The following is a 23,534-nucleotide window of genomic DNA, read 5'->3' as shown; positions in this document are numbered from 1 at the left end:
GCTGGCCCGATCACAGCCTGAAATGGCCGACCATGCCCTTGAGGTCGGTGCCCAACTGCGCCAGCTCGACGCTGGACCGGGCGCTGTCCTGCATGGCCAGTGCGGCCTGGTCGGCACTGCCACGAATCTGGGTGACGCTGCGGCTGATTTCTTCAGCGACCGAGCTTTGCTGTTCGGCGGCGGCAGCGATTTGCTGGTTCATCTGCTGAATCAACGATACTGCGGCGGCAATACTGCCCAGTGCGCTTTCGGTGTGCAGGGCATCGGCCACGGCCAGGCGCACCAGCTCGGTGCTGCCGCGAATCTGCGCGACGGACTGCTGCGCATTGCCGCGCAGGCTGGCCACCAGGGTTTCGATCTGCTCGGTGGACTGGCGCGTGCGCCTGGCCAGTGCACGCACCTCATCGGCCACTACCGCAAAGCCGCGCCCCTGCTCGCCGGCACGGGCCGCTTCGATGGCCGCGTTGAGGGCAAGCAGGTTGGTTTGCTCGGCCACGCTCTTGATGACTTCGAGCACATCGCCAATGGTATGGATCTCAGAGCTGAGGCTTTCAATGCTCGCGCTGGCGGTTTCGGCCGCGGCGGCCAACTGCTCGATGCGCTGCATGCTCTGGCGCACCACATGCTGGCCCGAATCGACCTTTTCGTCCGCAGCCTGCGCCGCTTGCGCGGCTTCCTCGGCATTGCGCGCCACATCGTGCACGGTGGCCGTCATCTGTTGCATCGCCGTGGCCACTTGCTCAGTCTCTTCCTTCTGGCTGCCGACTTCGCGGTTGGTCTGCTCGGTCACGGCCGACAGCGCCTGGGCGTTGCCGGCCAATTGCTCGATGCCTTGTTGCAAACCGCTGACGATGCCCGACAGGCCTGCGGCCATCTGCTGCATGGCCTGCGTCAGTTGTCCTACTTCATCGCGGCGAGGCGCGACGGGTTCGAAGGCCAGTTCGCCGTCGGCAATGCGCTGTGCACGGGCAATCACGTGCTTGAGCGGGCCAACCACGGCGCGGGTGATCAGCCAGGCGGCCAGCACGCCCACCAGCAAGGCCAGCGCGGTGGCGATGGCGATGGCCACCGTGTTGCGCTGCAGGTCACCTTGCAGCACGTGCTCTTCACTGAGGTAGGCCTGATCGACGCGGCTGGTGACGTGCTCGGCCGAGGCCTGCAACTGCGCCTTGAGCCCTTGTTCGCTGGCCAGTTGGTCGGTGTATTCATTGAGTTTTTCGGAGAAGCTGCCAATGTGCCCCGCTACCTCGTTGAGTACGCTCTGATAGCCACTGTCGGTGACCGCCGCCTGCAACTGGCCCACCAGGCTGGCAGCCTCGACCGTTTGCGCGGTGCGCGCCTGGCTGACATCGTCTTCGCCCTTGCGGCTTTTCTCAAGGCGTACCCGGGCTTCATCCATGGCCTGGAGCATCAACCGCGAGACCTGCGCCACCTGCGCGGCCTGTTCCAGGAACTCACCGCCCTGCTGGCCTTGCGATTGCTTGAGGGTATACACCCCGTCATCCGCCAGGCCGGACTGCAGCACGTCGAGGTTGTTGGCAACGCTTGAGACCGACCAGCTGGCGGTGTCGAGCGCCAGTTCCTTGGCCTGTACTGCGCCGACGAATGCTTCGAATGCCTGGCCATAGGCGGCCAGCTCGGGTTCGGCTGCGGCCAGGGCCGGCAGTGCACGGGCGCGTTCGAGCAACCCTTGCAACCCGGCGCGCAAGGCTTCAGCTTGTTTGATGTCGGAGCGCAGTGCGAATGCCTGTTCGTGCTGGCGCAAGCGCAACAGGTCGGTGTTGAATTGTGCCAGCTCGCGCAGGCTGTCAAAGCGCTGCCCCACACTGTGCAACGCCGCGATGCCGATGGCAGCCACCGCCAGGGTCAGCAGCAACACCAGGGTGAAACCCAGCGCGAGTTTGCGGGCCATGCCCAGGTTGGCCAACACACCGTGCTTGCTCGCGCCCATGCCGATTCCCCTTGTGGGTGTCAGGTTATCCCGATAGCCAAGGGTGGCAACGTTGCCAACCCCTGAACAAGGGCCTGACGTCAGAATAGTGTCAAATAGCTATGAGGGTGTCGGTAATGGATTTGTAGGAGTCGTCTTACGTGTGAAAGGGAGGGATGAGTGGCGGGATGTTGTCTGGCAACGACGGTGGTGGGTGGAGGGGGATGACGGTGGCAGGCTGGAGGTGCGCGAGGGGGTCAAGATTTGCGGCTTGGGGCGGAGAACTTGGGGCCGCTGCGCGGCCCATCGCGGCCGGTCCGGCGCCCCGGCAAGGCCGCTCCCACCCGGGGGGACGCGGGGGCTGGTAGATTGGGTAATTGCATGAGTGCGTCCAGCGCGGCGCCAGGCCGCACACGGGGCTCGGTGGCCTGTAAATTTCGCTTTTGTGGGAGCGGTCCTTGTGCCGCGATGGGCCGCGCAGCGGCCCCAGGATGTCAGCGTGATAATGCCTGTTCAGAACGAGTGCTCAGACCCTGACAGCCTTTGGGCTTCATCCACCACAGCCACACCCATTCAAATCGCCGTAGCCCCTCCATCCACCGTCAGGCAATGCCCAGTGGTAAACGCCGCACCATCGCTGCACAGGTACAACACCGCGCTGGCGATTTCGGCCACGGTGCCGATGCGTCCTACCGGGTGCATGGCGGCCGCGAATTCGGCTTTGCGGGGGTCGGCTTCATAGGCCCGGCGGAACATGTCCGTATCGATCACGGCCGGGCACACGGCATTGACCCTGATGCCTTTGCGGGCATATTCGATGGCGGCCGACTTGGTCAACCCGATCACGGCATGCTTGGACGCGCTGTAGATGCTCATCTTAGGCGCCGCGCCCAACCCCGCCACCGAGGCGGTATTGACGATAGCGCCGCCGCCCTGGGCCAGCAGCAGCGGCAGCTGATATTTCATGCACAGCCACACCCCCTTGACGTTAACGCCCATGATGGCGTCAAACTGCGCCTCGCTGCCGTCGGCCAGCTTGCCCTGCTCGATCTCGATACCCGCATTGTTGAAGGCATAGTCCAGGCGGCCATAGGCGGCGATCAGGTGCTCGTGCAGTTGGCGGACCTGGTCGTCACAGGTCACATCGCAAGCGATGAACAACGCCTCGCCGCCAGCGGCCCGAATCTGCCCGACCGTGGCCTCGCCACCCACTGCATCGAGGTCGGCGACCACCACCTTCAGGCCCTCGCAGGCAAAGGCCAGCGCCGTTGCCCGGCCGATGCCTGCCCCGCCCCCGGTGACCAGTGCTACCTGGCCCGAAAAACTCATGCTCATGCCGCGCTCCTGTCAGGGCCTGTGAGGCACACGAGCATAGCCAGCCGCTGGTAAGGCCGGCAGCATCATCACATGGACATTTATAGGACCATGCTTGTCAGTGATGTTGAGGACCTGCTTTCATCAACAAGGTAGATTTATCCTCTTGTGCCTATTCTATTCTTCAAGGACCCGTCATGACCCAGACCAATCGCCGCTTCCTGCTCGTCAAACGCCCGGTTGGGGCGGTAACGCGTGAAGACTTCAAGTTCGAGACCGTGCCTGCCGAACAACCCGGTGAAGGGCAGGTGCTGGTGCGCAACCTGTACCTTTCCCTTGACCCGGCCATGCGCGGCTGGATGAACGAGGGCAAGTCCTACATCCCGCCGGTTGCCTTGGGGCAGGTGATGCGCGCCCTGGGCGTGGGCGAAGTGGTTGCGTCCAACCACCCGGACTTCAAGCCTGGCGACCATGTGAACGGCGCATTGGGTGTGCAGGACTACTTCACCGGCGAGCCCCAGAACCTGCAGAAAATCGACCCGAGCCTTGCCCCCCTGCCCCGCTACCTGTCGGCCCTGGGCATGACCGGCATGACGGCGTACTTTGCCTTGCTGGAAGTGGGCCAGCCCAAAGCCGGCGACACCGTGGTGATCTCCGGCGCCGCGGGGGCGGTGGGCAGCATTGCCGGGCAGATTGCCAAGATCAAGGGCTGCCGCGTCGTGGGTATCGCTGGCGGTGCCGAGAAATGCCAGTACCTGAAAGATGAACTGGGCTTTGACGGCGTCATCGACTACAAGGCCGAGGACGTACAGGCGGGCCTTAAGCGCGAATGCCCGAAAGGTGTGGACGTGTACTTTGACAACGTTGGGGGCGAGATCCTGGATGCGGTGCTGACGCGCATCAACTTCAAGGCGCGCATCGTGATCTGTGGCGCGATCAGCCAGTACAACAACAAGGAAGCGGTCAAAGGCCCGGCCAACTACCTGGCGCTGCTGGTCAACCGTGCGCGCATGGAAGGCTTCGTGGTGATGGACCACGCCAAGGATTACGGCAAAGCGGCCAAAGAAATGGCCGGCTGGCTGGCCAATGGGCAGGTCAAGAGCAAGGAAGACGTGGTGGACGGCCTGGAAACCTTCCCAGACACCCTGTTGAAACTGTTCAACGGGCAAAACTTTGGCAAGCTGGTGTTGAAGGTGTAATGACGCACTAGACGCACGCCTATCAGGTTCCGATTCAATACCGGAGCCTGACAGGCGTGCGGTTCAGGCTCAGCCGCGAATCTCGGCCACCACCGCTGCCAAGGCCTGGGCTGGGTCGGCGGCCTGGCTGATGGGGCGGCCGATTACTAGGTAGTCCGAGCCGGCGTCCAGGGCCTGGCGCGGCGTGAGGATGCGACGCTGATCATCCTGAGCACTGCCTGCTGGGCGAATGCCTGGGGTAACCAACTGCAGGCCTGGGTGCGCAGCCTTCAACGCCGGGGCTTCCAGCGCCGAGCACACCAGCCCGTCCATGCCGGCCTTCTCGGCCAGCGCCGCCAGGCGCAGCACCTGCTCTTGCGGGTCTACATCCAGGCCGATACCGGCCAGGTCTTCACGCTCCATGCTGGTCAGCACGGTCACACCGATCAACAGGGGTTGCGGGCCGCTCCGTTTGGCCAGTTCTTCACGGCAAGCCGCCATCATGCGCAAGCCGCCGGAGCAGTGCACGTTCACCATCCACACGCCCATCTCGGCAGCGGCCTTGACGGCCATGGCCGTGGTGTTGGGGATGTCGTGGAATTTCAGGTCCAGGAACACTTCGAAGCCTTTGTCGCACAGGGTTTCGACAATGCCCGACGCGCTGCTGGTGAACAGCTCCTTGCCCACTTTGACGCGGCACAGCGCAGGGTCCAGCTGGTCAGCCAGCTTCAGGGCGGCTTCGCGGGTGGGGAAGTCCAGGGCGACGATCAGGGGCGTCTGGCAAGCGGGCATGGCAGGGTCTCTTGGCAAGTCGGAAACGGCGCGCATTGTAAACGATGTGACGCAGGCTGGGGGCTGCTGGCTGAGGAATTGGTCGGACGGTGAGCCAGGATGTGGGCGTTGGGTGCTGGGCCGGGATGAGGCGCTGTACCATTGAACCAACGAAGCGGCGCCTGGCTCAAAACAGGTAAGCAAGCCGCTTACACTCGCAACAGGAGAAGGAAAATGCCTTGGTATGCCTGGCTGATACTCATCGTTGCCATTGGCTCGATCGTCGGCGGTTTGATGATGCTGCGCGACACGGCCAAGAAGCTGCCGTTGACTGACGAGCAGTTGCGCAAGGTCCATGAACGCAATGCCGAGGCTGATGCCCGGGATGCTCAAGACCGCTGAGTGCGGTCAACGCCCTTTCAATGAGCGGGCCTGTCGATAGGCCCGCCCCTCTGTGCTTATTGCACTTTCAGCTTGTCGCGATTGCGTTCCAGCAGCGCATTGCCGATGCCTTTTATCTCGAGCAATTCATCGACTGATCCGAAGGGGCCGTGGGCTTCGCGGTAGGCGACGATTGCCTCGGCCTTGGTTTTGCCGATGCCGTTGAGTTCTTTCTGGAGGGTCAGGGCATCTGCGCTGTTGAGGTCAACCAGCGGGGTGGCTTGCTGGCTTGCCTGGGCGACCATCGCCATGGGTTCGACCATTGTCGTGGTATTGGAGGGTGCTGCGTTTACGGTGAACGAAAGGCTGGCGACGAGTGGGAGCAGCAGCGCGGTGAGCAGGTTTTTACGCATGATGAAGACTCCTAGGATTGGTCATTTCTGGCAGCCTATTCCTTGGGCTGCGGGGTTAACCCTAACGCTGGAGGTGGGGGGTGGGACAGGGTTTGGGGTGGGGTAATGGTTACTGGATTGGTCGGGGATGGGCTTAGGGTGGGGGGAGGCTGCAGAGGTGGGGTCGGTTGGTTTGGTGAGGTGTAGCAGGGTTCATTGGGGGAGAGGTGATTAGTGGGAAATGGGGCTGACGTGCTGGGGGGCTGAGTCTGACAAGAGGGTCGGGGTAGTCGCTTGAGGGTTAGGGTGTGTGATGTGGTGCTGAATGCGGGGGTGCTGGATACCCTACCGGGGTAAGAGTCACAGGGATGGTGGGCGCGCTTTAGGTCTTGGGGCCGCTTTGCGGCCCATCGCGGCGCGAGGCCGCTCCCACCCGGGGAGGTGGGAGCCTTCAAATGCGGTGCTAGGCAGGCGGTAACATGGCGTGAAGCACAGGCCTAATCGCACCTGTGGGAGCCGCAGAGCTGGTGGCGCGCTTTAGATCTTGGGGCCGCTTTGCGGCCCATCGCGGCACGAGGCCGCTCCCACCCGGGGAGGTGGGAGCCTTCAAATGCGGTGCTAGGCAGGCGGTAACATGGCGTGAAGCACAGGCCTACTCGCACCTGTGGGAGCCGCAGAGCTGGTGGCGCGCTTTAGATCTTGGGGCCGCTTTGCGGCCCATCGCGGCGCGAGGCCGCTCCCACCCGGGGAGGTGGGAGCCTTCAAATGCGGTGCTAGGCAGGCGGTAACATGGCGTGAAGCACAGGCCTAATCGCACCTGTGGGAGCCGCAGAGCTGGTGGCGCGCTTTAGATCTTGGGGCCGCTTTGCGGCCCATCGCGGCACGAGGCCGCTCCCACCCGGGGAGGTGGGAGCCTTCAAATGCGGTGCTAGGCAGGCGGTAACATGGCGTGAAGCACAGGCCTAATCGCACCTGTGGGAGCCGCAGAGCTGGTGGCGCGCCTTAGATCTTGGGGCCGCTTTGCGGCCCATCGCGGCGCGAGGCCGCTCCCACCCGGGGAGGTGGGAGCCTTCAAATGCGGTGCTAGGCAGGCGGTAACATGGCGTGAAGCACAGGCCTAATCGCACCTGTGGGAGCCGCAGAGCTGGTGGCGCGCTTTAGATCTTAGGGCCGCTTTGCGGCCCATCGCGGCACGAGGCCGCTCCCACAGGATTCTGAGCTGCGCCCCAAATGTTGGACAGTTGGTTAGCCTATCTCAGCCTGAGTCCTGTAAGCCACAGGGCTCAGGCCGTTGAGCTTCATTTTGATTCGATCATGGTTGTAATAATGGATGTATTCATCCAACCCCGCCTTAAGCTCAGCCACGCTTGCGAAGCGCTCACGGTGGAAGTACTCCGATTTGAGCGTCCCAAAAAAGCTTTCCATCGCCGCGTTGTCCAGGCAGTTGCCCTTGCGTGACATGCTCTGTTCAAGCCCTGCTTCTTTCAACCGCTTGCAGTAGTCAGGGTATCGATAATGCCAGCCTTGATCTGAGTGCAAGAGCGGCCGGCTGTTAGCTGGTAGCCTATTGATTGCTGTCTCCAACATTTCGCCTACCAAGGTAAATCGGGGTCGGGAGTCGGTACGATAGGCAACGATCTCGCCGTTATAAAGATCCATGATCGGAGAAAGGTATAGCTTCTCACCTGCCACTTTGAACTCGGTAACATCCGTTACCCACTTTTGATTTGGCTGGTCTGCGCGGAAGTCGCGCTTAAGGATGTTGGGGGCGGCTTCGCCCATTAGCCCCCGATAAGATTTGTACCTCTTGGGGCGCACTGTACATTTCAGGTCCAGTTCGGCCATCAGACGGCGTACCTTCTTACTGTTAACCGATTGCCCTTCGCTACGCAGCGTAGAGGTGACTCGCCGATACCCGTAGCGGCCGCGGTGCCGGTGGCTGATGTCTTGTATCAACGTTTTGAGCGAGGCACACCGATCCCCAGCCTCGAGCACGCCGAGCTGGTAATAATAAGTGCTGCGCGACAAATGAGCTGCTTTGAGCAGCCAGGCAAGCGGGTAAAGCTTACGTAGCGCCGCGACTAGCCGGGTTTTTTCCTGGCTATCTTCTTCTTCGCCTTCTCCTCGTCTAGCTCCTCGAGCTTTTTTAGATAGGCGTTCTCCGCTTCGAGCTGGGCTAGCCTTGTCAGCAACTGCTCACGAGTGAGTTGCTCAGTAGGCGTGGATGAAACGTCTTCAGACTTGCTGGGTGCTTTAGGCATCGCGGTAATCACTGGCTTCTTACGGGGCGGTCGGGGTTGATGTCCGCCACTGTAATACTGTTCCTCCCAACTGCGAACCAGTGTGGAATTGCCGAGGTTGTAAAGCGCTGACGTGGCACGCAACGAAAGGTCTTCGCGCCATTTATGATGAAGAACAGCGAGCTTGAACTCGGCGCTGTAATGGCGGCCTGTTTTCTCCAGACTGGCCTGACCGTGCGTACGGTAGGCCGCGACCCAGCGACGAAGGAGCGTCGGATCCATTTGGAACTGTGCGGCAACATGGCGAAAGCCATACCCGCGATCAAGAAAGGCCTGAATGGCTGACAGCTTGAACTGCTTTGAATACCTGCGCATAAAAACCCCAAAAGTGGACGGATGTCCAACATTTGGGGCGCAGCTCAGGAGGTGGGAGCTTTCAAATGCGGTGCTAGGCAGGCGATAACACGGCGTGAAGCACAGGCCTAATCGCACCTGTGGGAGCGGCCTCGCGCCGCGATGGGCCGCAAAGCGGCCCCAGGGTATCAGTCCGCACATCAATAGCGATGGCTGCAAAGGCACGACCACCCCCTCGAGCGCCAAACCCAATAGGCAGGCCAAGCACTTACCGCTCCACCGGCCCCTGGCGACGCTGCAAGTAAACCCAGTCCACGATATCGCCCTGGGGCGAATAGCCGTTCACCATCTCGCGCAGCAACTGCCGCACGCGGGTGAAGTCGTCTTCGGCCACCGCCGCCAACAACAGCGTCAGCCCTTCGCGCAACCGCTCCCACGCCAGATAGTCCTCATTGGCCGCCATGATCATCGGGTGCGCGGTGGGCGATACGTCGTCGCCGATCAGCAGCTCCTCGTACAACTTCTCACCCGGCCGCAACCCCGTAAATTCGATGGCGATGTCGCCCTGGGGGTTGGAGGAGCTGCGCACGCTCAAGCCCGAGAGGTGAATCATCTTCTCCGCCAGCTCGACGATGCGCACCGGCTCGCCCATGTCCAGCACGAACACATCCCCACCCTGCCCCATGGCCCCGGCCTGCACCACCAGTTGCGCCGCCTCCGGGATGGTCATGAAGTAACGCGTGATCTTCGGGTGGGTAACGGTCAGCGGGCCACCCGTCTTGATCTGCTGGTGGAACAACGGGATCACCGAACCGGACGAGCCCAGCACATTGCCGAAACGCACCATGGTGAAGCGGGTCTTGTTCACCCGCGCGATCTTGTTGCAATCGCCATACAGCACCGGCGCCGCTTCCCGGCTAAGCGCCTGCAGGATCAACTCGGACAAACGCTTGGTGCTGCCCATTACATTGGTCGGGCGCACGGCCTTGTCGGTGGAGATAAGCACGAAGTTGGCCACCCCGGTCTGCAACGCCGCCTGGGCCGTGCACAAAGTGCCGTAGACGTTGTTGAGAATGCCTTCGGCGATGTTGTGCTCGACCATGGGCACATGCTTGTAGGCGGCGGCATGGTAGACGGTATCCACACGCCAGGTGCTCATCACATCGACTAGATGCTGCTGGTTGCGCACCGAGCCCAGGATCGGCAGCAGCTGCACCGACAGCGACTCCCGGGCCACGCGCTGCTCCAGCTCGCTGAGAATGCTGTACAGGTTGAACTCGGCATGGTCCAGCAGCAGCAAGGTCTTGGGCCCAAGGCCGATGATCTGCCGGCACAGCTCGGCGCCAATGGAGCCACCGGCACCGGTCACCAGCACCACCTGCTTGTGAATGCAGCGCTCCAGCAAGCCTTCCTGCGCGGGCACCGGGTCGCGGCCCAGCAAGTCGGCAATGTCCACGTCCTGGATATCGTCCACCTTCACCCGGCCAGTGGCCAGGTCGGCAAAGGCCGGCACGCTTCGCACGTGCAGCGGGTACGGTTCGAGCAGGGCGAGAATTTCCCGGCGCCGCGCGCGGGTGGCCGAGGGCAGTGCCAGCAACACCTCCTGGGCGCCGGTTTCCTTGAGCATCTGCTGCAAGTGCTTGGGCTTGTACACCTGCAACCCGGAAATGACCCGGTTGGCCAGGTCGCCGTCATCGTCGAGGAAGGCCACCGGGCGCATCACACGGCCCATGCGCAGCGCCGCCAGCAACTGGTTGCCGGCGGTACCTGCGCCATAGATAGCTACCTTGATTTGCCCGTCGTCGCGGTTGGCGAAAGGGATCTGATGGGCGCCGGTGAACCAGTCGCCCAGAAAATACTGGCGCATGATCAGGCGCAAGCCACCGATGATCACCATGCTCAACCACCAGTAGTTGAAGATGGTCGAGCGCGGTACCACGGCCTCGTGGTTGCTGTACCAGTACACCACCACTGCCAGGATGAGCGAAGACAGGGTCACCGCCTTGATGATCGCCACCAGCGCATCGTTGCCGAAGTAGCGCATCACCGCCCGGTACATGCCAAAGCGGATGAACAAGGGAATAGCCACGCACGGCGCGGCCATGAACAGCCAGGTGTGCTCGACGATGGGGTTGTACATTTCCTCCACGCCCAGCCGCACGATGAACGACAACCACAAGGCGAACCAGATAAGGACAATGTCCGTGCAGACCTGGATGAGGCGTTTCTGCCGGCGTGACAGGGTGACCAGAAACTGCCGTAGCCTGTCGTTCTTTGCGTTGCTCATCCGGTTTTCCTCATGGCTACGCCAAATTGTGAAAATGACCAGAGCGACTGCCGAACATACAGCCCTGTACAACCCTGATTGCGCCTGCCTTGCTGGAGCATGCTATTCCTTCTCCCCTGCCCGGTAGGCAATTGCCAACAGTATCAGAGGGGCATAGGCCACCAAGGTTCCGGTTGCCCCATCCAGTTTGAGCACCACCACGACCAACGCGACGGGCAGCAGCCAGCCCAGGTTGATGGCCGCCACCGCCAGGCTTACCGGCCGGTGGCGACCGTGGCGCCGCGAGGCGTACTGGTAGGCATGGCTGCGGTGTGCTTCGTAGACCCTTTCACCGCGTAGCAAACGGCGCGCCAAGGTGAAGGTAGCGTCCACCACGAACACACCCAGAAGTATTAACCACCCCCAGAAGAGTAGCGGATCTATCCAACCTGCCACGATTGCCAGCAAACCCAGCACGATGCCGAGAAAACCGCTGCCGGCATCACCCATGAAGATACGCGCCGGCGGGAAGTTCCAGATCAGGAAACCGGTGACGGTGGCGGCCAGCAGCAGCGGCAGCCACGCAGCACCCGGCGCACCCGCCAGCCAGAACAGCACGGTGCCACCCAGGCACACACAAATGGCTTCGATGCTGGCAATGCCATCGATGCCGTCCATGAAATTGTAGAGGTTCAGCAGCCAGACCAGGTACAGCAGCCCCAGCGGCGCAGCTAGCCACAGGGCATGCAACGGCCAGCCGAACACGCTGATTGGCGGCAGGCCGCCCAGCCAGGCCAGCCCCCAGGCGGCTGCAGCAAAGTGGCCCAGCAGGCGCCAGCGCGCGGCGATGTGCCCGTGGTCGTCCATGAACCCAATCACGGCCACCAGGCCCCCTGCCCCGAGGATACCCACCAGCACCGACGGCGCCACATACCCTGCCCAGCCCAGCACCAGCACGCCGGCCATGAAGGCCACGACGAAGGCCACCCCGCCGCCACGGGGTGTGGGCAAGGTGTGTGAGCTGCGGGCATTGGGAATGTCCAGCAGGCTGCGCGACAACGCGTAGCGGCGCAGTGCGGCCGTCATCAGCCAGGTGGCGATGCCTGCCACGATGAGGATGGCGGTCATGGGCGGGGGTTCTCCTTGAAGGCGCGGGCGGTGGCGGCCAGGCCTTGCTCCAGGGTGTAGGGCGGTCGCCAGCCCAGCAGCTGGTGGTTCTTGGTGATGTCCACTTGGAGGGAGCCCAGCAGGCGCTGGGCCAAGTCACGGCGCCCCAGCAGCGCGGCACCCGTTTGCAACAGCGCGGCTGGCACCGGCACCAGGCGGGCGGGACGGCCTAACGCATGGCCAAGGGCCCGCAGCAACTCGCTTAAGGATACATCCTCGCCATCGCTGGCCAGGAACGTCTGGCCCGCGGCCGCAGGGTCATCCACGCAGGTGATGATCAAGTCGACCAGGTTACCCAACGAGACCAGGCTGCGACGGTTGTGTACCGCCCCCAGCGGCAGGGGCACGCCGCGCTCCAGCCAGCGCATCATGCTGAGGAAGTTGGCCTTGACGCCTGGGCCGTAGACCAGCACTGGGCGGATGACGACGACCTCCATGCCCGTTTCGGCGGCTACCGCCTGCAACCCCTGCTCGGCCTCGTGCTTGGAAACGCCATAGGCGTCCTGGGGCGCGGGGGTATCGTCGGCATGCAGGGGCTGGCCCGGCTGGCTGGTTTCGCCATTGACCTTGACCGAGCTGATGAAAATGAAACGGCGCACGCCCGCAGCCGCCGCCTGGCGGGCCAGGTTGAGCGTACCCTGCACGTTCACACGGCGAAATTCGGCCAGGCTGTCGGTGGCGGCTTCCTTCATCACGTGCACGCGCGCTGCCGCGTGCACCACGACGTCTACATCGATAAGTGCCGCTTGCCAGTCAGTATCGGCGCCAAGGTCCGCAACGGTGACCGCGTCAATGCCCGCCAAAGGCAATGGGCTGCCGCGGCGCAAGGCGGCGCGCGGCGTAAGGCCTTCGACCGTCGCCAAGCGCTGGCACAGGGCGCTGCCGACAAAGCCCGAGGCTCCAGTGATCAATAGCGTGCGTCGTTCCATGAAATCCGTTCTCGGTTCACGCCGGCAGGGCCGGCATGCGGCGATCTTCGCCCTCGTTGTGCCTGACTGACCGGGCTACAAGAGGCCGCGATAAAGCTCGGCGTAGGCATTGGCCATGGCCGATGCGGTAAAGACATGCTCGAAGCGCTGCTGGGCGGCGGCACCCATGGCCTGGGCCTGGGCCGGGTCGTCCCACAGCCGCTGCATGGCCTGGGCCAGTGCCGGTGCGTCGCGCGGCGGTACCACCAGCCCGGTCTGGTCGGCCAGGTTGATGAAGGTGGTGCCGGAGCCCATTTCGCAGGAGATCAGCGGCTTGCCGTACATGGCCGCTTCCAGCAGCGAGATGCCGAAGGACTCCGAGCGCAGGTGCGACGGGAAGGTAAAGGCATAGCACAGTTCCAGCAGCGCCACCTTGTCTTCGTCTGGCAAGCCACCCAGGAACTGCACCTGGCTCAGTCCCGCGTCGCTGGCCTGCTGGCGCAGCTGCTGCTCCAGAAAACCCCCACCCATGATGACCACGGGCAAGCCGCTGATGCGTGCGGCCTCCAGCAGGTAGTCCAGCCCCTTGTAATAACGCAGCGCCCCGACGAACAGGAAGAACCGTTCGCCTAACCGTTGCCGCCAGTACGCCAGCTTTTCGGCACTGGCCTTTGGGTACGTGGACCGGTCCAGACCATACGGGATGATCGACACCTTGTCCTTGAACTGGGTCAATACCGGGCTGTGCGCCGCATAGTTGGGCGAGGACGCCACAACCCGGTCGACGCTGGAGAAAAAGCGGTTCATCAGCGGCTGGTACAGCTTGAGCAGCCACTTCTGCTTGACGATGTCGGAGTGGTAGCTGACTACGGTCGGCTTGTTCAGCCGGGTAGCGAAGTGCACCAGGTCCATGTACGGCCAGGGAAAGTGGAAATGCACGATATCGGCCTTGCGGGCCAGTTCGGCAAAGTCCTTGAACGCCGACAGCGAAAAGCCGGTGGAGGCGACATGCAGGTCGAGCTTGGCGCGGTGCGTGAGGTGGTTGGCCACCGGCTCGTTGCGGGCAGCGCCGCGTGAGCTCAGGTACAGCACCTCGGGCTCGATACCGTGGGCCTGGGTGCCTTCGGCGATCTGGAAAATCACCTGCTCGATACCGCCCATGGAATCGGGGTAATAGGTTTTGAAAAAATGCAGGACCTTGATCATCGTTGCTTGACCGCTTGATACACCTTAAGGGTGCCTTGGGCACACCGCTCCCACGAGAAACCACCGGCATGCTGCAAGCCCTGGGCGATGGCCGTGGCGCGCCAGGCTTCGTCTTCCAGGCCGCGTTGCAGCAGTGCGGTCAGGCCATCGACGTCGTCGGGCGCGCACATGAGCGCTGCATTGCCAGCGACTTCCGGCAGCGAAGAGCTGTTGGAGCACACCACCGGCACGCCGGAGCTCATGGCTTCGAGCACGGGCAGGCCAAAGCCTTCGTAGTGCGACGGGAAGGTGAACAGGCGGGCGCCGGCGAACAGCAACGGCAAGTCTTCGCTGGGGGCGAAGCCCAGGTAGCGGGCCCAGCCCTGCTGCTGCGCCTGGGCGATGCGGGCGTGGATGGCCTCGCTGCGCCAGCCTTGGTAGCCGGTGAGGATCAGCGGCCAGCGTTGGCGCAGGGCAAGCGGTAGGCGACCATAAGCGTCGAGCAGGTTCTCGATGTTCTTGCGCGGCTCGATGGTGCCCACGAACAGGCTGTAGCCGCCAGGTTCCAGACCATGACGCGCCAGCGTTTGTGTGAGCGCCTGCGGGCTGCGGGGGTGAAACTGCGGCGAGCTGGCCAGGGGAACCGCATGAATGCGGTCCAACGGCCAGTTGAAGTAATCCGCCAGCTCCTGGCGAATGTAATGGGACACCGTGATCAGCGCATCGGCCCGCTCAAGCGTCAGCATGAGCTCCTTTTGCAAGTACCGGGCGATCTGCGGGGTGTGGCAATGAGCCCAGGTGAACGGCGACAAGTCGTGGAACGTGGCGACGCTCCGGCCTGCGAAGGGCGGCAGGTAAAAGTTGGTGCTGTGGTAGATGAAGTCATCATGCCCACGCAGTGCACGCTTACGCAGAAACGGCATCAGGCGCCGGTAGGCTTCGACAGCCAAGGCGTTTTTCTGGACGAAGCGCTTGAGCCCATGCACGGCATCGGACTGGTCTGCAGGCTTGAGGAGCTCCGGCACGAAGCTGCGCCCGGCAAACAGCCGCAGGTCGTCGATGTCATCGCACTGCTGCAGCCGCGAGGCCAGCTCGTAGGTGTAACGCCCGATACCGGTCAGTGGAAAGCGGACCGATTCGACGGAAAGAATGACCTTCATTGAGCGGCGAGCATCCAACCCAGCGTTTCATCCAGGTCAGGCGTGTGCCAACCGGGCACCAGCGCCCGCAGGCGGGCGTTGTCGCCGCACAAGGTCTTGACCTCGTTGGCGCGCACGAACGCATGGTTTACCTGCACCTCAAGCGTGTGCCCGGTGATGGCCGAGCACTTGGCAATAACTTCGCGCAGCGAATGGGTAATGCCGGAACTCACGTTCACGGTCTGGCCCACTGCCCGCGCCTCGATCAGGCCGCGGTAGGCGCGCACCACGGCGCGCACGTCGCTGAAGTCACGCCACACATCCAGGTTGCCCAGCTCGATGGCAGGGGCCTTGCGCTGGAAGTGCGAAACGATCTTGGGCAGCAGGAAGTTCTCGGCCTGCCCAACACCTGTGTAGTTGAACGGACGCGTAATGACGATCGGCAGCCGGTCGCACCACAGCCTTGCCATGTACTCCATCGCCAGCTTGCTGACGGCGTAGTCGTTGGCCGGTGCGGGCGGGGTGTGCTCGTCCAGCATCCCTTCGGAAACATTGCCGTAGACATTGGCACTGCTGGCAATGAGCACGCACTCGGGCGCCTTGCCGCAGGCCGCAATGGCTTCGAGCAGGTTGCGCGTGCCGATCAGGTTGACCTGATAGAAGGCATCGGCAGCGCCGTGCCCGACAAACGCAATGGCAGCCAGATGCACGATCACATCCGGCTGCAGTTCGGCCAGCAACGCACGCAGGCCCGGCCCATCGGCCAGATCGACCTGGTGGTAGTCGGGCGCCGCCGAGGGCTGGCTCCCGGTACCGATCACTTCATAACCATTGGCCCGCAATTCGGCCGCCATGTAGCGACCTGTGAAACCATGGATCCCGGTGACGAGTGCGCGTTTGCTGGCCATTTGCATCAGAACGAGAACCCTTTTTCGTTACGACGCAGGTCGGCTTCGACCATCATGCGGCACAGCTCTTCGAGGCTGGTTTTTGGCTCCCAACCCAGTACCTGCTTGGCCTTGGCCGGGTTGCCGATGAGCAGCTCGACTTCGGCTGGGCGGTAGAATTTGGGGTTGATGACGACCAGGACCTTGCCGGTTGCAGCGCAGGTGCCTTGCTCGGCTTCTTCCTTGCCGCTCCAGTTGATCTCGATACCAGCGGCCTTGAAGGCCATGGTGACGAAGTCACGCACGGTTTCGGTGCGGTTGGTGGCCAACACGAAGGTGTCCGGCTCGTCAGCCTGCAGCATGCGCCACATGCCTTCGACGTACTCCTTGGCAAAGCCCCAGTCGCGCTTGGCGTCGAGGTTGCCCAGCTCCAGCTTGTCCAGCAGGCCCAGCTTGATCTTGGCGACCGAGTCGGTGATCTTGCGGGTCACGAACTCACGGCCACGCAGGGGCGACTCGTGGTTGAACAGGATGCCGCTGGTGGCGAAGATGTTGTACGACTCGCGGTAGTTGATGGTCATCCAGTGGGCGTACAGCTTGGCCACACCGTAGGGGCTACGCGGGTAGAACGGGGTGGTTTCGACCTGCGGGATTTCCTGCACCTTGCCGAACATTTCGGAGGTGGAGGCCTGGTAGAAGCGGACCTTCGGGTTGACGATGCGGATGGCTTCGAGCAGGTTGACAGCGCCCAGGCCGGTGATTTCGGCTGTGGTCAAAGGCTGCTCGAAGGACACACCCACGAAGCTCTGGGCGGCGAGGTTGTACACCTCGGTGGCTTCGGTGGTTTGCAGCAGGCGGATGCTGGCCGACAGGTCAGTGAGGTCGTACTCGACCAGGTGCAGGTTAGGGTTGGTGTGGATACCCAACTCCTCGATGCGCCAGAAGTTAACCGAGCTGGTACGACGGTAGGTGCCGTAGACCGTATAGCCCTTCTCCAGCAGCAGTTCCGCCAGGTAGGCGCCGTCTTGACCAGTGATCCCAGTAACGATTGCTTTCATGCGACTTAACCAACTCCGATAGTGCCGTGCGGGCATGTGTGATTATTGGGGCTTGACGCGGCAGCTCCGAGCCGCGCGTACTCGCTTGCATGCGGCAGTATACATAGGTCGGGGGGAGTACTCGACTCACAAAGTACTGGCGCGCGGCCAGCTGCCGGTCAGGCCTTATTGAGGGGGTTAGGAACCGGCGCGGGAGAATAAGTTCCAGGGGGGAGAATGGCCAGTGATTGGCCTGTAGGAATGGTCTGATTTTGGCTGAGTTCTGAAGGCTGGCCATAGCCCGTGTGGGAGGCTGGCTCAAGCCCGTGTGGGAGCGCGTAAGGCTCTTAGGAATAGTATCAGGCGTCTGCCAAGCGACGCCTTTCAACCGCCCTACACCCCACACGTCCAATCAGCGACGCGCATCCAGCCGCGCTACGTCACCGCCCGGCAAGGTCGGCTCAGGCACGGGGCTCAGCCACACATTCACGTTGTCCACGCTGTCCTGGTTGAGCTGACCTGCCCAACGATTGAGCAGGAACAGATTGGTGATGAAGTCGTACTGGGTCTTGAGCAAATCACGACGCGCCTTGAACTCGTTCTGCACGCTGGTCAGTACATCGACCGCATTGACCACCCCGTAACTGAACGCTTTCTGCGCAGCCACGCTGGACTGCTGGGCCGAGGACAGGGCGTTGCGGTTGGCGCGGATCTTCTCAACCGCAGCCTGGGCAGTGAGGAAGGCGGTGGTGGTTTCCTTCACCACCTGGCGGCGAATGCCTTCGAGCTGTTCTTCGGCCGCCAACTGCTCGTCATACAACCCACGTACCCGGGCCGAGGTAGAGCCACCGCTGTAGATCGGGATCTTCACCCCAAGGCTTGCCACATAGCTGTCGCTGCGCGGCGCCTGGGTGTTGTCGTAACCCTGGTCACTCTGCTGAGCGCTCAGGCTCAGGGACAGCTGCGGGTAGTGCTCGCCCTTGCCTTCACGCACGGCCGCCATAGCCGCCTCGGCACCGCTGCGCGAGGCCTTGAGCTGCGGGTTGGTTTCCACGGCCTGGGTCAACCACTCCTGCAAAGGCCGGGTAGGCGCCTGCAGCGCCACATCGTTACGAACCCGGCTCAGCGGCTCGGTGATCGGCCGACCTACGATCTCGGCCAGCGCCTCACGGCTGACCTGCACCTGGTTGCGGGCTTCCACTTCCTGGGCGGCCAGGAAGTCGACGCGCGCCTGCATGTCCAGCTTGTCAGTGATCTTGGCCATCTGCCGGTCGAACATGCTGGTGACGCGGTCCAGGTTTTTTTGCGTGGCGCGGCGTTCGGCCTGCACCAGCGCCAGTTCGTCGTCGGCAGCCAGGGCCACGAAGTAGCGCTTGGCCAGGTCTACCGTGGCCTCGGCCAGGGTGTCCTCGGCTTGCTGGCCCTTCTGGTCCTTGACGCTCTTGGACTTCTGGTACCGCTCCCAGGCCGGCTTGTTGTACAGGTACTGGGTCAGGCTCAACGAATAGCTTTCGTTGTTATAGATGTCACGGTCGATCTCGTTCTTGCGCAGCACGCGGCTGGTGTTGGCGTTGGCCGACACCTGCGGCAGCAAGCCACCCAAGGCTTCACGCTGCTGGGCTTCGGCCGAGCGGGCGCGGGCATACGCGGCGAGCACCCGAGGGTCTTCCAGCCTGGCCTCACGGTACAGGCCGGCCAAGTCCAGTGTGTAGGTTGACGCCGACACCGCCTTGGGCACCTCAGCCGGCGCGCCCTTCCCTTCCACGGCCACCGCCTGGCAGGCGACCATGCACATCAGCATTCCAGGTAGCAAACGCAGCACAATCATTCCTCGATCAGCGATTCGGCGAACATGTTGCGGGCCGGTTTGAGCAGGTACTGCAGCATGGTGCGGTCGCCGGCGTTGATTAGTACTTCGGCTGGCATGCCAGGGTGCAGTTTGCGGTTACCCAGCTTCTTCATGCCATCTTCAGTCACCTGCACACGTACCAGGTAGTAGGTATCGCCGCTGCGCTCGTCGGTCAGGCTGTCCGCCGAAATGCGCACCAGCTTGCCCTCGATGACCGGCGTGGTGGCCTGGTTGAAGGCGGTGAAACGGATGTCTGCGGTTTTACCCAATTCCAGGCGGTCGATGTCCCGGGTGGCCACCTTGGCCTCCACCACCAGCTCCGACTGGGCTGGCACGATATCCAGGATTGGCGTGGCCGCACTGATCACACCGCCAATGGTGTGCACTTTCATGTCCAGTACCATGCCGCTTTCGGGTGCGCGGATCACCACACGCGACAGGCGGTCACGCAGGGCTGCTTCTTTTTCCTGAAGGTCGAAGACCTGGGCCTGAACGTCCGAAAGCTCGTTTGCCACGTCAGAGTCGAATTTCTTTTTCAGCTGCACGATCTGCAACTCGGTCTCACCGATCTGCAAATTGGTCTTGGTGATGTTGGAGCGGTGGTCCGCCACTTCGGTCTTGAGCATGTCCAGCTTGCGCTCCTGCTCGAGCAGGCGCTGGTTGTCCACAAAGCCCTCGGCCAGCAACTCCTTGAGCTGCTTGATTTCACCGGTGTATGACTTCTCAAGCCCGCTCTTGGTCCCGATCATGTCGTTCAAGCCGGCGATCTGCTGCTTCATCTGCTGGATGCGCTCACGGTTGACCGAAATCTCACCCTGCAACGAGTTGCGTCGCGCGTTGAACACCTGCAACTCACCCGCCATGGCCTCCTGAGCACGGACAGAGTCGGTGCCGTCCATCTTGACCGGGGGGATTTCGTTCAGGCCGTCGCGCTCTGCCCGCAAGCGTGCCTCTTTATAGCGCGCCACGATCAGCTGGTTACGGGTGGACTCGTATTCGGCGCTGAGCTGGGACTCGTCCAGCACGATCAGCGGGTCGCCCTTCTTGACCAGGTCGCCGTCACGGGCCAGCAGTTCCTTGACGATGCCGCCCTCAAGGTGCTGCACGGTCTTGCGGTAGTTCTGCACGGTGACCACACCGGAACCGTGCACGGCGTTGCTAAGCGGAGCGAAGGCCGCCCAGCTGCCAAAAATGCCGAATGTAACGAAGACAATAGTCAGGCCAATGCGGCGAATGCCGCGGTCGGACGTGGGCATGTCGTCGAAATTGTGATCGAACTCGGTAATCGCTTTACTGCTCATCTACAAATCCTTTCAAACGCCGGGGCTGGTGGTGGCGGCAGGCGAAGCTGCCGGGGCCGCAGGCGGCGCTGCGTTAGGTGCAGCCGGTGGGGCGGCTGGGGGCTGGGCAGCAGCGGGCTGAGCGACCCGCTGCTGCGCCTTGGCCTGCTGGGCGGCCAGCTCGGCAATGACGCGATCACGTTCGCCGTACAGCGAGATGGTGCCCCCTGCCATGACCAGGATACGGTCCAGGCGGGTAAGGATGTTGGGGCGGTGGGACACGATGAACACCGTGGCACCGGTTTCCTTGAGTTTCTGCAAGGCGACGCCCAGGGCACGCTCACCAACATCGTCGAGATTAGAGTTGGGCTCATCCAGCACGATCAGGCGCGGGTTGCCATAAATGGCACGGGCCAAGCCAATGCGCTGACGCTGGCCACCGGACAGGTTGACGCCATCGCTGCCAATGACCGTGTCGTAACCGTCGGGCAGCATGAGGATCATCTCGTGCACGCCGGCCATCTGGGCAGCTTCCACCACCTTCTCCGGGTCGACTTTGTCGAAGCGGGCAATGTTTTCGCTGATGCTCCCTTCGAACAACTCGATGTCTTGCGGCAGGTAGCCGACGTAAGGGCCCAAGGCCTGCTTATCCCAGCTGGCGATGTCGGCGCCGTCGAGGCGAACTACACCGTGCTGAGGGGGCCAGATGCCCATCAGGGCACGCACCAGTGTGGATTTACCGGCCGCACTTGGGCCGACGATACCGACGATGGAGCCGGCGGGCGCTACGAAGCTGATGCTGCGGATGACCGGAGCCTTGGCGCCGGGCGGGGCCACGATGAGGTTTTCGACCTGGATGTGACCTTCCGGAGCAGGAAGCGGCATGCGCTCAGGTTCGTTTTTCAGATCATCCATGACTTTGCTGAGGCGGTCGTATTGCACCTTTGCGGCGACGAAGCCTTTCCAGCTGCTGATCATCTGGTCGATGGGCGACAGCGCGCGGCCCAGCAATAGGGAGCCTGCCATCAGCAAACCGGGGTTGACTTGGTGGGTCACAACCAAATAGCCCCCAATTGCTAACATGATCGACTGCGACCAAATGCGGAACGTTTTGGAGGTAGAGCTGACCACCCCGCCCTTGTCACTGGCATTGGACTGCAAAAGCATGATGTTGCGCTGACGACGTGCCCAGCGATTCATCAGGGTATCGAGCATGCCCATCGATTCGATGACTTCGGCATTGCGCAGGGTTTTGGTGGTCACGACGTTCGAAGCGACGTTCTCCTTGTTAGCCTCTGCAAGTGCGCTGCCGGTGACGCGATGGTTGACGAATGCCAACACCGCAAGCACCGCCCCACAGAACAGCGTCATCCAGCCAAACCAAGGATGAAACAAGAACATCACGATGGTGTAGATCGGAAACCACGGCGCATCGAAAAACGCGAAGAGGCCAGGCCCGGTGAAGAATTGCCGCAGCGAGGTGAGATCGCTTAGGGACTGGGCTGTGGCATCGCCTCCGCCGCTTGAAAGTGCGCGCTTGAAGCTGGCGCGGTACACATCTCGGCTTAGCATGATATCCAGGCGGTTGCTGATACGCACCATGATGCGGGAACGGACCCATTCCAAAGCACCCATCGTCACGATCAGCACGGTCATGATCAACGTCAACATAAGAAGCGTTGAAGTGCTACTCGACGGCACCACGCGGCCGGAGACCTGAATCATGAAGAAGGTAGGCACCAGCATGAGTGCGTTGACGAAGAAGCTGAAAAACCCTACCGAAAGGAAGCTGCTTTTGCAGGCTCTGAGGGCGGCTTGCAGATTGTTGTCGGATTGATAACTCATGGTGTCCGTACTGAAGAGTGGCGAAAGCGGCGGGCAGTGTAACACCCGCCAAAGAGGGCAGCGTGTCAGATTACTCCTGGACCGCTTTGTTCAGCGATGAACAGTGGGTTTTCATGAAATGTTTGATCTGGAGTGGAAACAGACACTTGCTTTGGCGGTCTCACTGACCAACGGCAGGCACTGCCATGCTGACAAAAACCAGACGCCATAAAACCATCAGATTGAGCTTGAACCAAGCCTTAAAATCACAAGATCATGATTTTAAAAGAATTTATCAGCCTGCAGATCATCCTACGCTGATGCTCGGTTATCAAAAAAAAACGTAGAAAGATCGCTGCCCTTAGACCTAAGTTCCCTACCGATATGAATTTTTTTTTAGATTTCTTGGTTGACATCTTCCCCCTCCGGCGGCATCTTCGCCACTCGCAAGGAGCCTTCAATGGCCGTTCAGTGTATGCACGGGTTTGAGCACGTTAGCTACCAGTGTTATTGCTTAAAAGGAGCTTAACAACGCCATGTCTATGCCTTCGCAGACCCTTGACGGCCTGAAAATCAGCTCACGGGTCACCCTGCTCGAACCAGGGATGTATATCTTCAGGTACGCCTCACAGCCTCCGGCAGACAAACCTGTCTGCATTGCGTTGCAACAAGCGCCGCTGGGTAAAGGCTCCATCGACTTCTTCCCCGCCGAGGGTGTCAGCAAAAACATGCTAACAAAGCTCGGTGACACTATTGTTGCGCGTGTCAAAGGCGGTGTAACAACAGTGCTGATCACTGAGTACCACATGTTCGACGAAGTGATCGAACCCGTGGACCTGCGAATCGACAGAATCGACACCTCCCCTGCCATCATGCGCACCTTCGCCGTTGTGGCCAGCACAGACCCGTCCCAGGCTATCGCCGCCAGTACGCAGCCACTGCCCATCACCCTGACTGCTCACCTGAGCCAAAGCGGCGAAGTCGTGTCCAGCGAAGGTTGGGTTGGCGAGCCTGGTACTGAAGAGTTCATCGACTCATTTTCCATCGACTGGGCTGAAAAGCCAGTGGGTGTCGACCTTCTTTATACCTGCATGGTGGCCGGCTCCGGCCCATGCCGCAACGTCTCGACAGGCACCACAGTCGGTGCCCGTGGCCAGGGGCTGCCGCTGATTTGTGTTGGTTTCAGCCTGGTAGGCCCCCTGCGCAAGCATTACGAATTAACCGGCCTTGTTGTTTTCAAAAATACGGAACCACAACGCCTGGTCGCGAATCAGATGATGCACGGCCCCACCGGCAACGAGCCGTTGGTGGCCTTGCACCTCGCCCTAACACCCGTAACGAAGATGAACGCTGCCCGCCTTAAGTCTCCGTGGGAAAACTCTGCGTCACAGCAGAATACTATTGCAGCGGGCCACATGGCCTGAAGTAACAG

At 61.9% G+C, this 23,534-nt stretch carries 18 protein-coding genes and 1 pseudogene; 3 read left to right on the top strand and 16 right to left on the bottom strand.

Going from position 1 to position 23,534, the window contains the following annotated elements; all coding sequences use genetic code 11:
* Positions 1–10: 10 nt before the first annotated feature.
* The 3 genes and pseudogenes from B2J77_RS21835 to B2J77_RS05965 all read right to left on the bottom strand — a co-directional run bounded on the left by B2J77_RS21835 (position 11) and on the right by B2J77_RS05965 (position 3,265).
* Positions 11–874 carry a methyl-accepting chemotaxis protein gene (locus B2J77_RS21835; RefSeq protein WP_372239216.1) on the bottom strand — a complete coding sequence of 288 codons (864 nt, stop codon included), beginning with the start codon at positions 872–874 and terminating at the stop codon, positions 11–13.
* A pseudogene (locus tag B2J77_RS21830) lies at positions 872–1,399 on the bottom strand (HAMP domain-containing protein); the annotation flags it as partial. The pseudogene B2J77_RS21830 and the gene B2J77_RS21835, both read right to left, overlap by 3 nt.
* Positions 1,400–2,503: 1,104 nt before the next feature.
* Entirely contained in the window at positions 2,504–3,265 is a 762-nt protein-coding gene (locus B2J77_RS05965; protein WP_058606116.1) for an SDR family oxidoreductase, read from the bottom strand.
* A gap of 176 nt (positions 3,266–3,441) precedes the next feature.
* Here B2J77_RS05965 and B2J77_RS05960 point away from each other — a divergent pair, with 176 nt between their 5' ends.
* Complete coding sequence (locus B2J77_RS05960; protein WP_058606117.1) at positions 3,442–4,443, top strand: NADP-dependent oxidoreductase; 1,002 nt, start codon at positions 3,442–3,444, stop codon at positions 4,441–4,443.
* 69 nt (positions 4,444–4,512) lie between these two features.
* On the opposite strand, the gene pyrF is transcribed toward B2J77_RS05960, so the two are convergent.
* A complete protein-coding gene (pyrF, locus tag B2J77_RS05955; protein ID WP_027914290.1) occupies positions 4,513–5,214 on the bottom strand; it encodes an orotidine-5'-phosphate decarboxylase in 702 nt (233 codons plus the stop codon).
* A 213-nt stretch (positions 5,215–5,427) separates the two neighbouring features.
* On the opposite strand from pyrF, the gene B2J77_RS05950 reads away from it, so the two are divergent.
* On the top strand, positions 5,428–5,595 hold the full coding sequence (locus tag B2J77_RS05950; protein ID WP_023535343.1) for a DUF2897 family protein: 168 nt from the start codon (positions 5,428–5,430) through the stop codon (positions 5,593–5,595).
* Between the two features lie 56 nt (positions 5,596–5,651).
* Here B2J77_RS05950 and B2J77_RS05945 read toward each other — a convergent pair whose 3' ends face one another.
* From B2J77_RS05945 to B2J77_RS05885, 12 genes are all read right to left on the bottom strand, one after another.
* Positions 5,652–5,987 carry a ComEA family DNA-binding protein gene (locus tag B2J77_RS05945; RefSeq protein WP_078478173.1) on the bottom strand — a complete coding sequence of 112 codons (336 nt, stop codon included), beginning with the start codon at positions 5,985–5,987 and terminating at the stop codon, positions 5,652–5,654.
* Between the two features lie 1,224 nt (positions 5,988–7,211).
* Positions 7,212–8,581 (bottom strand): IS3 family transposase gene (locus tag B2J77_RS21280; protein ID WP_416231881.1). Its coding sequence is split into 2 segments (ribosomal slippage): positions 7,212–8,099 and positions 8,102–8,581, totalling 1,368 coding nucleotides; the frame shifts between segments, so codons are not numbered across the junction.
* A 247-nt stretch (positions 8,582–8,828) separates the two neighbouring features.
* Entirely contained in the window at positions 8,829–10,847 is a 2,019-nt protein-coding gene (locus B2J77_RS05930; RefSeq protein WP_078478172.1) for a polysaccharide biosynthesis protein, read from the bottom strand.
* A gap of 102 nt (positions 10,848–10,949) precedes the next feature.
* Positions 10,950–11,954 (bottom strand): MraY family glycosyltransferase, encoded by a 1,005-nt coding sequence (locus B2J77_RS05925; protein WP_078478171.1) that lies wholly within the window; start codon positions 11,952–11,954, stop codon positions 10,950–10,952.
* On the bottom strand, positions 11,951–12,922 hold the full coding sequence (locus B2J77_RS05920; protein WP_078478170.1) for a UDP-glucose 4-epimerase family protein: 972 nt from the start codon (positions 12,920–12,922) through the stop codon (positions 11,951–11,953). Before B2J77_RS05920 ends, B2J77_RS05925 begins: the two co-directional genes overlap by 4 nt.
* A gap of 75 nt (positions 12,923–12,997) precedes the next feature.
* Positions 12,998–14,107 carry a glycosyltransferase family 4 protein gene (locus B2J77_RS05915; RefSeq protein WP_058638449.1) on the bottom strand — a complete coding sequence of 370 codons (1,110 nt, stop codon included), beginning with the start codon at positions 14,105–14,107 and terminating at the stop codon, positions 12,998–13,000.
* Complete coding sequence (locus B2J77_RS05910; RefSeq protein WP_058638450.1) at positions 14,104–15,246, bottom strand: glycosyltransferase family 4 protein; 1,143 nt, start codon at positions 15,244–15,246, stop codon at positions 14,104–14,106. The genes B2J77_RS05915 and B2J77_RS05910 overlap by 4 nt, the downstream gene beginning before the upstream one ends.
* Positions 15,243–16,139, bottom strand: a complete 897-nt coding sequence (locus B2J77_RS05905; RefSeq protein WP_078478169.1) for a GDP-mannose 4,6-dehydratase — start codon at positions 16,137–16,139, stop codon at positions 15,243–15,245. Before B2J77_RS05905 ends, B2J77_RS05910 begins: the two co-directional genes overlap by 4 nt.
* Positions 16,139–17,170 carry a GDP-mannose 4,6-dehydratase gene (gene gmd / locus B2J77_RS05900; protein ID WP_058605499.1) on the bottom strand — a complete coding sequence of 344 codons (1,032 nt, stop codon included), beginning with the start codon at positions 17,168–17,170 and terminating at the stop codon, positions 16,139–16,141. Before gmd ends, B2J77_RS05905 begins: the two co-directional genes overlap by 1 nt.
* A gap of 391 nt (positions 17,171–17,561) precedes the next feature.
* Positions 17,562–18,977 (bottom strand): TolC family outer membrane protein, encoded by a 1,416-nt coding sequence (locus tag B2J77_RS05895; protein WP_078478168.1) that lies wholly within the window; start codon positions 18,975–18,977, stop codon positions 17,562–17,564.
* Entirely contained in the window at positions 18,974–20,299 is a 1,326-nt protein-coding gene (locus B2J77_RS05890; RefSeq protein WP_058638453.1) for an HlyD family type I secretion periplasmic adaptor subunit, read from the bottom strand. Before B2J77_RS05890 ends, B2J77_RS05895 begins: the two co-directional genes overlap by 4 nt.
* A gap of 12 nt (positions 20,300–20,311) precedes the next feature.
* Positions 20,312–22,123 carry a type I secretion system permease/ATPase gene (locus tag B2J77_RS05885; protein ID WP_078478167.1) on the bottom strand — a complete coding sequence of 604 codons (1,812 nt, stop codon included), beginning with the start codon at positions 22,121–22,123 and terminating at the stop codon, positions 20,312–20,314.
* Between the two features lie 521 nt (positions 22,124–22,644).
* Here B2J77_RS05885 and B2J77_RS05880 point away from each other — a divergent pair.
* On the top strand, positions 22,645–23,526 hold the full coding sequence (locus tag B2J77_RS05880; protein ID WP_058638455.1) for a hypothetical protein: 882 nt from the start codon (positions 22,645–22,647) through the stop codon (positions 23,524–23,526).
* The last annotated feature ends 8 nt before the right edge of the window (positions 23,527–23,534 follow it).

The sequence above is a fragment of the Pseudomonas parafulva genome (assembly GCF_002021815.1).
GTDB lineage: Bacteria > Pseudomonadota > Gammaproteobacteria > Pseudomonadales > Pseudomonadaceae > Aquipseudomonas > Aquipseudomonas parafulva_B.
This window is presented reverse-complemented; position numbering and strand designations above follow the sequence as displayed.

Excerpts from the sequence above, each read along its gene's own strand:
- B2J77_RS05905 (WP_078478169.1), bottom strand. The coding sequence starts at position 16,139 with ATGCAAATGGCCAGCAAACGCGCACTCGTCACCGGGATCCATGGTTTC.
- B2J77_RS05930 (WP_078478172.1), bottom strand. The coding sequence starts at position 10,847 with ATGAGCAACGCAAAGAACGACAGGCTACGGCAGTTTCTGGTCACCCTG.
- B2J77_RS05895 (WP_078478168.1), bottom strand. The coding sequence starts at position 18,977 with ATGATTGTGCTGCGTTTGCTACCTGGAATGCTGATGTGCATGGTCGCC.
- B2J77_RS05965 (WP_058606116.1), bottom strand. The coding sequence starts at position 3,265 with ATGAGCATGAGTTTTTCGGGCCAGGTAGCACTGGTCACCGGGGGCGGG.
- B2J77_RS05925 (WP_078478171.1), bottom strand. The coding sequence starts at position 11,954 with ATGACCGCCATCCTCATCGTGGCAGGCATCGCCACCTGGCTGATGACG.
- B2J77_RS05960 (WP_058606117.1), top strand. The coding sequence starts at position 3,442 with ATGACCCAGACCAATCGCCGCTTCCTGCTCGTCAAACGCCCGGTTGGG.
- B2J77_RS05915 (WP_058638449.1), bottom strand. The coding sequence starts at position 14,107 with ATGATCAAGGTCCTGCATTTTTTCAAAACCTATTACCCCGATTCCATG.
- B2J77_RS05950 (WP_023535343.1), top strand. The coding sequence starts at position 5,428 with ATGCCTTGGTATGCCTGGCTGATACTCATCGTTGCCATTGGCTCGATC.
- pyrF (WP_027914290.1), bottom strand. The coding sequence starts at position 5,214 with ATGCCCGCTTGCCAGACGCCCCTGATCGTCGCCCTGGACTTCCCCACC.
- B2J77_RS05920 (WP_078478170.1), bottom strand. The coding sequence starts at position 12,922 with ATGGAACGACGCACGCTATTGATCACTGGAGCCTCGGGCTTTGTCGGC.
- B2J77_RS05910 (WP_058638450.1), bottom strand. The coding sequence starts at position 15,246 with ATGAAGGTCATTCTTTCCGTCGAATCGGTCCGCTTTCCACTGACCGGT.
- B2J77_RS05945 (WP_078478173.1), bottom strand. The coding sequence starts at position 5,987 with ATGCGTAAAAACCTGCTCACCGCGCTGCTGCTCCCACTCGTCGCCAGC.
- B2J77_RS05880 (WP_058638455.1), top strand. The coding sequence starts at position 22,645 with ATGCCTTCGCAGACCCTTGACGGCCTGAAAATCAGCTCACGGGTCACC.
- B2J77_RS21835 (WP_372239216.1), bottom strand. The coding sequence starts at position 874 with ATGGCCGCAGGCCTGTCGGGCATCGTCAGCGGTTTGCAACAAGGCATC.
- B2J77_RS05890 (WP_058638453.1), bottom strand. The coding sequence starts at position 20,299 with ATGAGCAGTAAAGCGATTACCGAGTTCGATCACAATTTCGACGACATG.
- B2J77_RS05885 (WP_078478167.1), bottom strand. The coding sequence starts at position 22,123 with ATGAGTTATCAATCCGACAACAATCTGCAAGCCGCCCTCAGAGCCTGC.
- gmd (WP_058605499.1), bottom strand. The coding sequence starts at position 17,170 with ATGAAAGCAATCGTTACTGGGATCACTGGTCAAGACGGCGCCTACCTG.